Origin of the sequence: Psychrobacter sp. P11G3, from assembly GCF_001435845.1 — a bacterium.
Taxonomy (GTDB): Bacteria; Pseudomonadota; Gammaproteobacteria; order Pseudomonadales; family Moraxellaceae; genus Psychrobacter.
The window spans coordinates 2,332,946-2,345,926 of record NZ_CM003596.1 but is presented as its reverse complement, the minus strand read 5'-3'; the positions used below and the strand labels follow the sequence as shown (position 1 = coordinate 2,345,926).

12 protein-coding genes are annotated in these 12,981 nt (G+C 44.0%); 6 read left to right on the top strand and 6 right to left on the bottom strand.

The genetic code is table 11. The features are described 5' to 3' along the window. Positions 1-259: 259 nt before the first annotated feature. The 4 genes from rpsI to mrdA form a co-directional block, all read right to left on the bottom strand. On the bottom strand, positions 260-646 hold the full coding sequence (gene rpsI / locus AK824_RS09410) for a 30S ribosomal protein S9 (RefSeq protein ID WP_021813618.1): 387 nt from the start codon (positions 644-646) through the stop codon (positions 260-262). Positions 647-656: 10 nt separating this feature from the next. Then, entirely contained in the window at positions 657-1,085 is a 429-nt protein-coding gene (gene rplM, locus AK824_RS09405) for a 50S ribosomal protein L13 (protein WP_057761004.1), read from the bottom strand. 210 nt (positions 1,086-1,295) lie between these two features. After that, positions 1,296-1,982: a 16S rRNA (guanine(966)-N(2))-methyltransferase RsmD gene (gene rsmD, locus AK824_RS09400; protein WP_057761002.1), complete on the bottom strand. Its 687-nt coding sequence runs from the start codon at positions 1,980-1,982 to the stop codon at positions 1,296-1,298. 69 nt (positions 1,983-2,051) lie between these two features. Further along, positions 2,052-4,037, bottom strand: coding sequence for a penicillin-binding protein 2 (gene mrdA, locus AK824_RS09395; RefSeq protein ID WP_057761000.1), 1,986 nt, complete (start codon positions 4,035-4,037; stop codon positions 2,052-2,054). A 493-nt stretch (positions 4,038-4,530) separates the two neighbouring features. Between mrdA and AK824_RS09390 the strand changes: the two genes are divergently transcribed. The 6 genes from AK824_RS09390 (at position 4,531) to adk (ending at position 11,674) form a co-directional block, all read left to right on the top strand. Beyond that, a complete protein-coding gene (locus AK824_RS09390) occupies positions 4,531-5,865 on the top strand; it encodes a DUF445 domain-containing protein (RefSeq protein WP_057760998.1) in 1,335 nt (444 codons plus the stop codon). Positions 5,866-6,145: 280 nt separating this feature from the next. Then, on the top strand, positions 6,146-8,176 hold the full coding sequence (locus tag AK824_RS09385) for a heme lyase CcmF/NrfE family subunit (protein WP_057760997.1): 2,031 nt from the start codon (positions 6,146-6,148) through the stop codon (positions 8,174-8,176). 1 nt (position 8,177) lies between these two features. Beyond that, entirely contained in the window at positions 8,178-8,855 is a 678-nt protein-coding gene (locus tag AK824_RS09380) for a DsbE family thiol:disulfide interchange protein (protein WP_057760995.1), read from the top strand. Beyond that, the gene (locus AK824_RS09375) at positions 8,852-9,409 is read left to right on the top strand and encodes a cytochrome c-type biogenesis protein (RefSeq protein WP_082624623.1); all 558 of its coding nucleotides are present in this window, start codon (positions 8,852-8,854) and stop codon (positions 9,407-9,409) included. The genes AK824_RS09380 and AK824_RS09375 overlap by 4 nt, the downstream gene beginning before the upstream one ends. Further along, a complete protein-coding gene (gene ccmI, locus AK824_RS09370; RefSeq protein WP_057760993.1) occupies positions 9,406-10,686 on the top strand; it encodes a c-type cytochrome biogenesis protein CcmI in 1,281 nt (426 codons plus the stop codon). The genes AK824_RS09375 and ccmI overlap by 4 nt, the downstream gene beginning before the upstream one ends. A 334-nt stretch (positions 10,687-11,020) precedes the next feature. Further along, positions 11,021-11,674 carry an adenylate kinase gene (gene adk, locus AK824_RS09365; RefSeq protein ID WP_180952604.1) on the top strand — a complete coding sequence of 218 codons (654 nt, stop codon included), beginning with the start codon at positions 11,021-11,023 and terminating at the stop codon, positions 11,672-11,674. A 192-nt stretch (positions 11,675-11,866) separates the two neighbouring features. Here the strand turns inward: adk and secB are convergent, their stop codons facing one another. Further along, positions 11,867-12,319 carry a protein-export chaperone SecB gene (gene secB, locus AK824_RS09360; protein WP_057760989.1) on the bottom strand — a complete coding sequence of 151 codons (453 nt, stop codon included), beginning with the start codon at positions 12,317-12,319 and terminating at the stop codon, positions 11,867-11,869. Positions 12,320-12,511: 192 nt separating this feature from the next. Continuing rightward, on the bottom strand, positions 12,512-12,775 hold the full coding sequence (gene grxC, locus AK824_RS09355) for a glutaredoxin 3 (protein ID WP_021813631.1): 264 nt from the start codon (positions 12,773-12,775) through the stop codon (positions 12,512-12,514). Between the last annotated feature and the right edge of the window lie 206 nt (positions 12,776-12,981).

Below are 12,981 nucleotides of genomic sequence, written 5' to 3'. Positions count from 1 at the left end.
TAATGCTTTGCAAGTTAGAATTTCTACAGACGCTCTATTTTGTAGTGTCGAAACAAGGTGCTCATGTTAGTTATTGCCGTAAAACGAAACTTGTTTGATGAAGACAATCAGATAATCAACACGCTATCAGTAGGCATAAAAAAACCTTATAAGCTGTGACCAGCTTATAAGGTTTTGCAAAACCAGACTCTTATTTAACTTTACTACTGAAGCTCTGAGAAAAAGACAACAGCAGCAAAAATATAAGAGATAGTTTTGATTAACGTTTTGAGAACTGTGGACGTTTACGTGCTTTACGTAGACCCAGTTTCTTACGTTCAACTTGACGTGAATCACGAGTAACAAAACCAGCTGCTTTTAGAGCAGGTTTTAAAGTTTCGTCAGCTTCGATTAATGCACGTGTGATGCCGTGGCGGATTGCGCCAGCTTGACCACTAATACCACCGCCTGCAACAGTTACATATAGGTCATATGCGTTAGCAGAGTCTAGTAGTTCTAATGGCTGACGTACAACCATGCGTGAAGTTTCACGGCTGAAGTATTCGTCAAGTGGCTTACCGTTAACAACGATACTACCAGTACCTTTTGATAAAAATACACGAGCAGTAGACGTCTTGCGGCGACCAGTTCCGTAATTGCGTTCCATAAGTATATCCTTAGATGTCTAGTTCTTTAGGTTGCTGTGCAGTATGTGGATGATCAGTACCCGCATAAAGTTTCAGCTTCTTGATCATCGCATAGCCAAGAGGGCCCTTTGGAAGCATACCCTTAACTGCTTTGTGTAGAACATCTTCAGGCTTATGTGCAAGCAACTTATTGAAGTTGGTTTCTTTAATACCACCTGGGTAGCCACTGTGACGATAGTACTTTTTGTCTTGTGCTTTTTTACCCGTTACCGTGATTTTGTCAGCATTGATGACAACAATAAAGTCACCAGTATCAACGTGCGGAGTAAAAGAAGGCTTGTGCTTGCCACGTAAGCGAGTTGCGATTTGAGTGGCTAAGCGACCAAGGGTTTTGCCGTCAGCATCTACGACATACCAGTCATGGGTCACTTCAGCTGGTTTTGCACTAAGTGTTTTCATGATAAAACCTTAAAATTAGAATTCGTTGAGAGTTTAGCTGGGAACGGGGCTCTCAAAAAACAGACTGCACATTATAAGCAGTAGCGCCTACGCTTGCAAGCTGCATTGGGGTTTATTTTCGCCTTATATACATTAAACTGCAGCGTCGGCCAGTTTTTAGCGGTTCTAAACATTTGTAAAATACGTTAACGGCTTTCATTAACCCGACAATTATGACGATGATAGACGATAAAGTCCAGCGACAACTTGTCCGACTTTGGTTTGTTTCAGACATTCAAAAGCGATTGATTGCTGAGTAACGCTCGATTGGAGGTCTAGATTCTCATTTAGCGACGCTTCCAATTGCTTAAGCTGTGCTGACAAATCTTTATCAGCTTCTAAATAAATCAGTGTTTCAGTATTTATTAAGGTATTGGTAATAAGCGCAGTCAAAATAGGCTGCCATAAATCCTGAGCATAAGGCGGATCGATAAATACAATGTCAAAGGGGCGCGCAGTCAGATGCTTTTGACGCAATACTTGCTCAGCAGTGCCAGTGATAATTTGATAAGCAGCAGCCTCAATGCGCAATTGCTCAGCACTCTGACGTAGCATGTTGCTTTGTGCTGGATTGATTTCGATAAATGTCGTGCGGGCAGCGCCGCGAGATAGCGCTTCAAATCCTAGTACGCCACTGCCAGCGCAGCTATCGAGTACATGGGCGTCATGAATGTCAGCGAGTAGCCAGTTAAATAAAGTTTCTCGCAGGCGATCTGGGGTCGGACGCAGGCCATCTGCATCGATGAAACTTACAATACGGCGCTTAAACTGTCCACCAATGATGCGCACATCACCCGCTGCCGCACTTTTAGCCTTACGGTTGTTCTTTGGTGCACGTCCATTTGAGGCTTTTTTCATTATTGTGTCTCGCTTACCAATTCTTTGCTAGGTTTTGCTTTTTATACTGTTAACTACTTAAACGTCTAGTTACTCAGATGTCGCTGCTGCCGCTTCGGCTTCCTCGGCTTCTTTCTCTTCCAATGCTTTTGCTTCTTTATCACGAATGGCATCACGCATCGCTTTTTCAAAAGCCTTTTGGCGTTTAATGACTTTTAGCTCATCAGCAGAAGGTGGCAGCACAGGATCTGTCTTGCGCTGTAATACCCAGTAATCAAATAGAGCACGGCCAATAGGCGCTGCAACAGCACTACCACCGCCGCCATTTTCAACCAATACTGCAAGAGCAATCTGCGGGTCTTCTACTGGGGCAAAACCATTAAACCAAGCGTGATCCCAGTGGCGCTTATCAATGGCTGACTTGTCATAGCGTTTGCCTTGAGCGATTGATTTCACCTGTGCAGTACCTGTTTTACCAGCGATACGATAGCGCGGGGTATAGATACCGCGTCCTGTACCATTTTCTACCACGCTTTCCATCGCATCATGCATACGCAACCAGTCAGACGGCTTACCGTTATAGTCGATTTTACCATCTGGCTTAGTGATGATTTTGACGTCCGCGGCACCGTCACTGCTCTTTAATAAATGCGGGGTAATATGCTGACCTTTACTGGCTGTCATGGCTGTAGCGTTGGCAATCTGTAGCGGCGTTGCCAAGAAATACCCTTGTCCAATACTGACCGAGATCGTTTCGCCCGGTAGCCAGTCTTTATCGTAAGTGTCTTTTTTCCATTTTGGCGATGGCATGATGCCTGATTTTTCGTTAGGTAAATCAATACCAGTATCTTCACCAAAACCAAAGCGTACCATCCAATCGTGCAAACGTTGAATGCCCATCTCGTAAGCTAACTTATAATAATAAGTATCGACCGACATCGCGATGGATTTTTTCAGATCTACCGTGCCATGACCGCCACGTTTCCAGTCGCGGAATCGATGCGTGTCTCCAGGTAAGCTAAAATAACCAGGGTCATAGATAGTGCTGTTCCAATCGCGTAGACCATAATGAATACCGCCCAAACCTTCAAATGGCTTGATAGTGGAGCCAGGTGGGTAGGTACCTTGGAGTGCACGGTTATACAGTGGCTGATCCAAATCTTCACGCAGATCGTCGTAGTCTTTGAAAGAAATACCCGATATAAAAGGGTTAGGGTCGTAGCTTGGATTACTAACAAATGCCAAGACGTCACCGTTTTTTGGGTCTATCGCAACGATTGCACCGCGGCGTCCATCAAGTTGCTGCTGGGCGATGGTTTGCAAACCATAATCCAAGCTCAACGTAATATCGTTACCCGCTATCGGCGGCTTGGTATCCAGCTGGCGCAAGATATTGCCATGTGCGTCTGTCTCTACCGATTGATAACCCGGTTGCCCAAGCAAAATATCTTCGTAGTAGTCTTCGATACCAATCTTACCAATCAAGTCAGTACCAGCGTAACGGTCTTTATCAATGCGCTTTGACTCTTTGTCATTGATACGTCCGACATAGCCGATGACATGAGCAAACAGCTCATCATAAGGATAAGAGCGCGTAAGCTTGCTTTGGATAGATACCCCGCGGAAGAATGGCTTACGTTCACTAAACTGAGCCAACTGTGCTTCTGTTAAATCAATCTTAATCGTTACAGGGTCATTTTTATTTTTACTTAGACGCGCCAAGATGTCAGTGATATCTGTATCGGTTAAATCAAAAATCGGCGCAAGCAGATGCAATGTACGCTCAGGGTTTTCGACCTCATCAGGACTGAGCATCGCTGTAAATACAGGCTGATTGTCTGCCAGTATTACCCCGTTACGATCATAGATATACCCACGACTAGGCGGCGCAGATATCAGTTTGATACGGTTGTTATCAGCTTGCGTGGTGTACTGATCATGAGCGTAGACTTGCAAATACCCATAACGTGTTATCAAACCGCCCAAACCAATCAATATTATAATCCCAAAGATGATAATACGATTGGTAAAGGTACTGTTGACCTGTTCGGTATTGGGAGTTATCGGTTTATTCATAGAAGATCAGAGCCCAAACGGTCAGTGAGTCAATAAAAGAAAAATAAGAGGGCAGGTTGGTTAACCAAAGTGCGGTGAGTCTAAAAGATAATGCAAATGGTTTCAATCACATAGAAGGGTATGGGGTGAAATCGTCATGCAGTCATTTATACGCAGGTAGTCTTTGTTATTGCACTACAAATTATAACAGAACAAATGAGCAGGCGCAGTACTCAGTCATATATTTTGTCTTGATTATCTACTGACCAATAACTGGCTTATATTTAGGTTTTTGTTGGGTAGCAGACGATATGAACCATGTCATCTTTAGTCACAAATTGCCGCTGGTCTATATGTGCTAATAAATGGCAAGTATGCTAAAATCAGGCGATTTATTTTATAGTAGTTATTATGGGCGGAGCGTCTTTTGAAACGTTCTCATTTTGCTAAAGTCTCATTATCAGTAGCGACAATATTAGCAACGACAATCAACCTGTCAGGGACTAGATAAGTCATGGACGTAAATTCATTATGGCAGACGATAGCTGAACACCCAGAGTTCTTTGCCATGCTGACCATTCCACCAGTGACGGCATTCGTCACTTGGGTACATGTGTGGATGGCGCTCAAGATGCTGTTCTATCCGGTCAAGTTCTGGGGTATTCGTATTCCAAATTTCCCGTTTTTTGGGTTGCCAGGTATTGGTTGGCAAGGTATCGTTCCGCGCAAAGCGGGCAAGATATCAGGGGTTATCGTTGACCAGACGCTCTCAAAACTCGGGTCGCTTGATGAGTTTTTTAAGGCGATGGAGCCTGAGCAAATGGCGATATTTGTCACTGATACGGTGGACAAAAATCTTGAGCCATTGATTGATGAGATTATGCTGGATCACTCGCCAGCATTGTGGGGCAATTTGCCTTACGCCCTAAAGCGCCGTGTCTATGCGCAAGCCCACAAAGAGCTACCTAGTATTATGCAGTCGCTTGTGACAGATTTGACTTATCATGTCGAAGACTTGGTCGATATGCGCAAAATGATTGTCAACACCATGGAAAACGATCGTCGCTTAATGGTCAATATGTTTCTAAAGGTTGGGCAAAAAGAGATCGATTTTATCTGGCACATCAGTGCTTTGATTGGTCTGGTATTTGGTATTATCCAGATGTTTATATTTTTGGTGGTGCCGCAGCATTGGACCGTACCGTTCTTTGCCGCGATTTGGGGTTTTCTCACCAATTGGATTGCCATTTGGATGGTGTTTAACCCAGTAGAGCCACACTTTATCCCTTATTTGAAGCTGTTTACGGTGCAGAGTCGCTTTCCATTTATCAAACCCGTTATACCGCATATCGCAAAGTATCGCTTACAAGGTGGCTTCATGAAGCGTCAAGAGGAGGTTTCTGAGGTTTTTGCTGAGATTGTGGTAAAGGATTTAGTCACTTTAGAAAACATCATGAATGAGATGATGTATGGTGACCGCGCAGCGCAAACGCGTGATTTGATGAAATCGCATCTATATACGGTACTTGAGTCACCAGTGATTAGCACGACATTACGTGTGGGGTTAGGGCGCCGTGATTATGGACAACTCAAAAATACCATTATCGACAAGTCTATTGTCGCAACGATGGTGCCATTGCGAGATCCTGAGCTAAATGAAAGCCGAGCCAGTAAGATATTTGGTCTGTTTCGCGATAGAATACGTGCGCTAACGCCAAACGAGTTTCAGAACCTATTGCGTCCAGCTTTTCGTGAAGATGAGATGACGTTGATTGTTTTGGGCGGTTTGACTGGTTTTCTAGCAGGTTGGTTGCATTTAGTGTTAGTATTTTTCCCCTCGATGCAGTAATGCATTAATAAGTATTTTTAATTAGTCATGAACGACATTATTGAATAAGCTTTGAATAACTAAAAAATGTAAAATTAATAACAGATAAGCATTTTGTATCAATCATTCATATTGATACGTCACAATGATAGTAGCGGGTTTTATGTGCTTCTACAGCAATTGAAACCTCAGTTTTTAACCGTAAACTATGACCGTATAAAGGACTATTAGCGTTTGCCAGTGGCTAGCAATGCCATCGGTGAACCCTTAATTGTATCCAAGGTAAACAAGGTTAGACCGTATGTTAATCACAGAATTGGGTTATTTTGCCTTGCTGGCCGCTTTTATATTGGCGATTTTGCAGGTGGTACTACCAACCATTGGCGTCATGCGTGACCACGTCGCTTGGCAGCGTTTGGCGCCAAGTCTTGCATGGGCGCAATTTGCGGCAATGATTACCTCATTTGCAGCATTGATGGCAGGTTTTTATTACAACGACTTTAGTCTCGTCTACGTCACTCAGCATTCCAATACATTGCTGCCTTGGTACTACAAGCTGTCGGCGACATGGGGCGGTCATGAAGGTTCACTGCTACTGTGGATGACCATCATGGCCACTTGGTGCGCGCTGGTTTCTTACTTCAGTCGTGGGTTGCCGTTGTCTATGCGTGCGCGAGTACTGGTGATATTGGCAGGCGTGCAGATGATGATGCTAGCGATGCTTATCTTTACTTCATCGCCGTTTGATCGTACATTGCCCAATCTACCTGTCGATGGCGCGGATCTAAACCCTGTATTGCAAGATTTTGGTTTGATTATTCATCCGCCGATGCTTTACATGGGCTATGTGGGCATGGTTGTGCCATTTGCGTTTTGTATGGCAGCACTGTGGGAAGGGCGTTTGGATGCAGTGTGGACACGCTGGTCGCGTCCATGGGCATTGGCTGCCTGGGGTTTCTTAACAGTTGGTATCGCGCTTGGCTCATGGTGGGCTTATTATGAGCTTGGCTGGGGCGGTTGGTGGTTCTGGGATCCAGTAGAAAACGCCTCATTGATGCCATGGTTGGCAGGGACGGCGCTCCTGCATTCACTTGCTGTCACCGAAAAACGCGGTGTATTTAAAGCATGGACGATTATGCTTGCAATCTTTGCTTTTGCGCTCAGTTTGCTTGGTACGTTCTTAGTGCGTTCAGGTGTCATCACCTCAGTGCATTCATTTGCCGCTGATCCAACGCGTGGCCTAGTGATTCTAGTCATCCTCGGTATCATCGTCGGCGGTGGTCTGTTGATGTTTGCTGTACGTGGCTGGCGTTTGACGGTCGAGAGTCAGTATCGACTCATCTCACGTGAATCATTTTTGGTGATTAACAACGTCATTATTCTCATTTCAACCTTAGTGGTACTACTTGGTACGCTATATCCTATTATTGCTGATGCCTTTAATTTAGGTCAGGTATCTGTTGGCCCTCCATATTTCAACGCTCTATTTGTGCCGTTGACGTGGCTGCTACTAGTGGCGATGGGTATGGGCTCTAATATCCGCTGGAAACAAGACAGCCGCCCGTTATTGGGTGCTGGTATGGTCATCGCAGTAAGCAGTTTGGTATTGGCTGCTATTATTACCTATTTCACCAGTCCATCAGCGATGCTAAATATCGGTGTTACGTTGGCTGTGAGCTTTTGGGTGTTGTTATGGATGGTTGTCGATTTCAAAGACAAGACCAAAAATGCACCAAGTCGTCTAAATGGCTTACGTCAGTTACGTCTGAGCTACTGGGGTCAACAAACCGCTCATATTGGTATCATCATTGCGGTTATCGGCATAGCGTTTACTAGTACGTTGAGCATTGAGCGCGATGTGGCATTAGGGCCTAATGACAGTGTCAATGTGCAAGGCTATGACTTTACGGTAAGAGGCTTTAGTGAAGTAAAAGGCAGTAACTTTGACGCTACGCAAGCAGAAGTGACAGTCAGTAAAGACGGCCAAGAAGTGACCACGTTATATCCTGAAAAGCGTAACTATATTATCAGTATGATGCCGATGACGGAGGCTGCGATTGATGCCAATCTGATGCGCGATGTATACGTAGCACTTGGTGAGCCGATTGCGGAAGACAGTAATGAATGGGCTTTCCGTATTTATGTCAAACCGCTTATCCGCTGGATATGGTTGGGTGCGCTTATCATGGCGTTTGGTGCATTGCTCAGTATGCTAGACAATCGTTACCGTATCAAAAAAACCAAAACACCTGCACAAATTGCGGCCAAAAAATCAGGCTTTGCGACGGTTGCGGATTTGGATACGTCAGCTACAAAGACAGGGGAGCGTTGATATGACTACCTCAAACAATGAATCTGATAAAAAAGCTCAGCAAGACGCTGTCAAAGACCCTAAAGTTGCGAGCAGCAATAAAGTAAAAACTAAGAAAAAACTTAAAATTGGGTTTTTGATTCCGCTGGTTATTTTTATCGGCTTGGTCGCTATGCTCTATATGCGTTTGGGCAAACCGACTGATATCGTGACCAATACAGCGCTTGAGCGTCCAGTACCTGCCTTTGAGTTGCCATTACTATCAGATACCAGTCGTATCATGACCAATGACAACCTGCCAGACAAGCCATTCCTCATGAATATCTGGGGCTCTTGGTGTCCAACTTGTATCATTGAGCATCCTTTTTTGATGACGCTAGAAGAGCGCGGTGTTAATTTGGTGGGCGTAAACTACAAAGATGACATTGGTGATGCGTTAGGGTATCTGAATCGCGGTGGCGACCCGTTCTCGATGTCTATTCAAGACTTATCAGGACAGTTCGCTCTAGATTTGGGTTTGACTGGTGCGCCTGAGACTTTCATCGTCGATGGTGACGGTATCATTCGTCAGCATATCATCGGCGAGATCAATGAGAGCAATTGGCAAAGTCGTATTACGCCTTGCCTAATGGTACTTAATGAGGCTAGTAACAATGGAGTCAGTCCAGATCCGAGCCAAGTTGCGGAGGCGTGCAAATGATAGCCTACCAAATAAGAACCGCGACCATAAAGCTCGCAAGTTTGTTTATCGCTTGTCTATTGAGCATGGCAAGCCTTGCTGCCATTGATGTCTACGATTTTGACTCTGTGCAACAAGAAGCCCAGTACCGCGGTCTCATCGAAGAGCTGCGCTGCCCAAAATGTCAAAACCAAAACTTGGCAGGGTCTGATGCGCCAATTGCCCAAGACTTAAAGCAAAAAACCTATGATTTGATAAAAGATGGTCGTAGCGACGGCGAGATTCGAGCCTATATGCAAGAACGCTATGGCGACTTTATCAGTTATAAGCCGCCAGTACGTCCTTCGACATGGATTTTATGGTTTTTCCCACCATTATTATTGATCGTTTTATTGGTCGGTTGGTTTTGGCAAAGTAAACGCCGTCAGCTTGTCGCCAGTGGCGAAAGTGGCGTAGTAGTAGACAACCATGTCAAAGCGTTGTCTGCCGCTGAAAAAGCAGAACTTGATCGCTTATTGTCACGAGCCAATAACGATGACAAAGACGACACTACAAGCCTTGGGGGCAAAAAATGACCATATTTTCTACTGTTGGCTTATTTATTGCGCTAAGTTTACTTGTCGCTTTGTTATTGGGTGTTATCACTATTAAGCCGTGGTTAAAAGCACCGCGTTCGCATAGTAAGCCCGTGGACAATCAACTACTGGATATCAACGTTGCTGTGTTTCGTGAGCGACTAGCAGAGCTGAAAACAGACAAAGACAGTGGTATCATTGATGACCATCACTATCAAAACCAGAAGCTTGAGCTTGAACGTCAGCTTTTGGATGCTCAGCGTGAAGTATCACCAATGGTCACGCCAGGGATCAAAAGCCGATTAATTATTATGGTTTGGGTGCCAGTATTAACTGCTATGGCATATCTGATGGTCGGTGATCGCACACCTGTCTTTGAGCTATGGGCAAGCGAAGACAAAGTCGGTCAAGTAGCGGACGATCTATTAACAGGTAGAATCGATCAGCCACCTGCTTGGGCAATTGAAGATGGCAATCAGCTGATTAGTGCCATGCAGACTAACGTTTATCGTCATGCTAGTGACTACAATCGCTGGATGCGCCTGTCGGAGCTGTTCTTGTCATTAGAGGCGACTGATTCGGCACTAGAAGCGTTGTCGCGCGCCTATCGTCTATCACCTGATAACGAAGAAATTGCGACCACTTATGCGCAGATCAGTTTCTTTGCTAATAAGGGGCAGTTAGATGCCAATAGCCGCCGTGTATTAGAAAATATACTGGCTACAAACCCAGAGCATGAAGGCGCACAAATGCTTATGGCGATGGGTGAGGCTCGTGCTAGTAACTTCGATCAAGCACAAGGCTGGATCAAACGTCTGCGTGACAGTATCGCCGCCAAACCAGGCGATCATACGCAAGCGCTATCAAGTCTAGATGAGCTTAGCGCTAATGTGACTATGCAGCAGCAGCAAGCCTCTGAAGGCGTCGAAGTGACAGTCAGAATTAATGCTAGTCTGTTACCATTGGTAAAAGCTGATGATACGCTGTTTGTAGCGATACGTGATGTGAAAGGTGGTCCACCATTTGCGGCTAAGCGTCTACCAATTAGCAACATTAAACAAGGTGAAGCTGTTATTAGCCTAAGTGATCTTGATGCTATGATGCCAGAGCGCACCCTAGGATCAGCTCGTTCTGACAAAGTACAGCTAGCGGTCATCGCTCGTATCAGTCACAGTGGCAATGCTACCGCAGAGTCAGGCGACCTCTCGGGTAATCCAGTGGTCATCAGCGCGGAGCAAAATCAGGTCAATGTGGAGATTAATCAGCAAGTTCCATAGTCATGGTAGTAATATAAATACCTGATGCTAATGGTATTTATAATATAGACGCTGTTGCTCAGTATAGATGCGAGCAGCAGTGTTATGATTGACTTGATTAAAAGAGATATAAAGGTAACCCAGATATATAAATGGGCGTTTCAAACGCAGTCAATGTTGCTAATTTTTATCCCAAATTATCTATATATGAACAGATAAGTCATGCCAACTTATCACATCAATAATGAAAATACTTGAGCTTTGCAGGGCCACAAGGTAAGGTAGCTTTGCAAACAACTAATCCCAGAGTTTTATTAATCCCAAAATCCTATCTATTAAGGAGAGTCGTGTAATGATGCGTATTATTTTACTAGGACCACCAGGCGCCGGTAAAGGTACCCAAGCCCAGTTTATTTCTAAAGAATATGATATTCCACAGATCTCAACTGGCGACATGCTACGTGCAGCAATTAAAGAAGGTAGCGAGCTTGGCAAAAAAGCCAAAGATATCATGAATGCTGGTGGTTTGGTTTCTGATGACCTCATTATCAACCTAGTGAAAGAGCGTATCGCTAAGCCTGATTGTGTGAATGGTTGTATCCTAGATGGTTTTCCGCGCACTATTCCTCAAGCGCAAGCACTTGCAGACGCTGATGTTGCTATCGATCATGTTATCGAAATCAGTGTACCTGATGACGAAATCGTGAGCCGTTTGTCTGGCCGTCGTCAGCATCCAGGTTCAGGTCGTGTTTATCATGTCGATCACAATCCACCAAAGGTTGAAGGTATCGATGACGTCACTGGTGAAGCGCTTATCCAGCGTGAAGATGACCAAGAAGCGACTATCCGTGACCGTCTATCTACTTATCATGAGCAAACGTCAGCATTGGTTGGTTTTTACCAAGACAAAGCTAAAGAAGGCGATGATGCGCCTAACTATGACAAGTTTGACGGTACGCAAGGTATCGATGACGTTAAGCAGCAAATTTTGTCTGCACTAAAAGGCTAATTATCGATATTAGCTAAGTAATTTAGCCAGTCGATGTAGTCGTTGAAGACCCTGTTTAATAGCAGGGTTTTTTTATGGCTGATGATTTTATACTTTATAAAACACACCCACAAAAAAACCGCTTACTCATTATAAGTAAACGGCCTTTTATCAAATATACGACTGGTAGAGCTCATATATTTTAATTAATGCTTATGCGTTACCTTGAGCATCAACTTGTGCTTGCTGCTGACTCTGTGCATACGCTTGATCAAAGTTCACAGGTGCTAGTAGCAATTGTGGGAAGCTACCGCGCGTCACGATGTCGCTGATGACTTCACGAGCATATGGGAACAACACGTTAGGGCAGTATGCGCCCAAGATTTGACCGATTTGATCTTCTGGAATGTCTTTTAGTAAGAAGATACCTGCTTGATGCACTTCAGCGATAAATGCTGCTTCTTCCGCATTTTTGGCAGTAACGCTCACAGTTAGGATGATTTGATAATGATCGTCATCTAGTTTTTCAGCGTTGCTAGACAAATTGATATCAAGCTCTGGGTTCCACTCTTTAGTGAATACGCTAGCGCCTGGGACTTCAAGTGACATATCTTTTACGTAGATGCGTTCTAGTGCCAATTGTGGTTGTGCTTGTTCTTCAGCCATGGTAAATCCTCTAAAATTAAATCAAATGATTGGGCAAATCGTCATTTTAATAAAAGTTCATTGTAATATAAATCGAGACTATTTTTTGGTATTGTCTCGATATTTTTTATCATTACTTCTTACTGCTCTATTAAAACGTGCCACTGTCTATCTTTACATAAAGAAAGACAGACAGTAAAGAAAGGTAGCAGATTAACCAGCCAATAGCTCGTCAAGTTTGCCTTGTTGGTTCATTTGGTTAAGTTCATCAAAACCACCAACAAAGGTTTCGCCAACGAAGATTTGCGGCACAGTGCGGTAGTTATTGGTTTTTTTCATCAGTGCTTGGCGCTCTTCGCTGCTCATATCGTGCATGCCGATTTCTTCATAATCAACGCCTTTGGTTTTTAGTAGTTGTTTGGCGTTTGAGCAGTATGGGCAGATAGGGGTAGTATAAACTTTCACAGATACAGTCATGGTAAATCCTTATTTATAAATTTATGGGATAACAAACGTATTATAAAGAGCATGATAAATTATCATAGTCTAAGCGTTGGTATAGTCTGTTATCAATGAGTAAAGTAAAAATGCATTCGGTGATGCTCATTACTAAAGTGGGGATGGGCATAACAAATTCAAGCCGTTTTGGCGCAAAACGTATTTTAGTGCTGTAAAACATGATA

What these genes read in the sequence shown, in the direction of transcription:
- rsmD (WP_057761002.1), bottom strand. Translation starts at nt 1,982, where the DNA reads ATGAAAAAAGCCTCAAATGGACGTGCACCAAAGAACAACCGTAAGGCT.
- AK824_RS09380 (WP_057760995.1), top strand. Translation starts at nt 8,178, where the DNA reads ATGACTACCTCAAACAATGAATCTGATAAAAAAGCTCAGCAAGACGCT.
- grxC (WP_021813631.1), bottom strand. Translation starts at nt 12,775, where the DNA reads ATGACTGTATCTGTGAAAGTTTATACTACCCCTATCTGCCCATACTGC.
- secB (WP_057760989.1), bottom strand. Translation starts at nt 12,319, where the DNA reads ATGGCTGAAGAACAAGCACAACCACAATTGGCACTAGAACGCATCTAC.
- rplM (WP_057761004.1), bottom strand. Translation starts at nt 1,085, where the DNA reads ATGAAAACACTTAGTGCAAAACCAGCTGAAGTGACCCATGACTGGTAT.
- rpsI (WP_021813618.1), bottom strand. Translation starts at nt 646, where the DNA reads ATGGAACGCAATTACGGAACTGGTCGCCGCAAGACGTCTACTGCTCGT.
- AK824_RS09385 (WP_057760997.1), top strand. Translation starts at nt 6,146, where the DNA reads ATGTTAATCACAGAATTGGGTTATTTTGCCTTGCTGGCCGCTTTTATA.
- AK824_RS09375 (WP_082624623.1), top strand. Translation starts at nt 8,852, where the DNA reads ATGATAGCCTACCAAATAAGAACCGCGACCATAAAGCTCGCAAGTTTG.
- AK824_RS09390 (WP_057760998.1), top strand. Translation starts at nt 4,531, where the DNA reads ATGGACGTAAATTCATTATGGCAGACGATAGCTGAACACCCAGAGTTC.
- ccmI (WP_057760993.1), top strand. Translation starts at nt 9,406, where the DNA reads ATGACCATATTTTCTACTGTTGGCTTATTTATTGCGCTAAGTTTACTT.
- mrdA (WP_057761000.1), bottom strand. Translation starts at nt 4,037, where the DNA reads ATGAATAAACCGATAACTCCCAATACCGAACAGGTCAACAGTACCTTT.
- adk (WP_180952604.1), top strand. Translation starts at nt 11,021, where the DNA reads ATGCGTATTATTTTACTAGGACCACCAGGCGCCGGTAAAGGTACCCAA.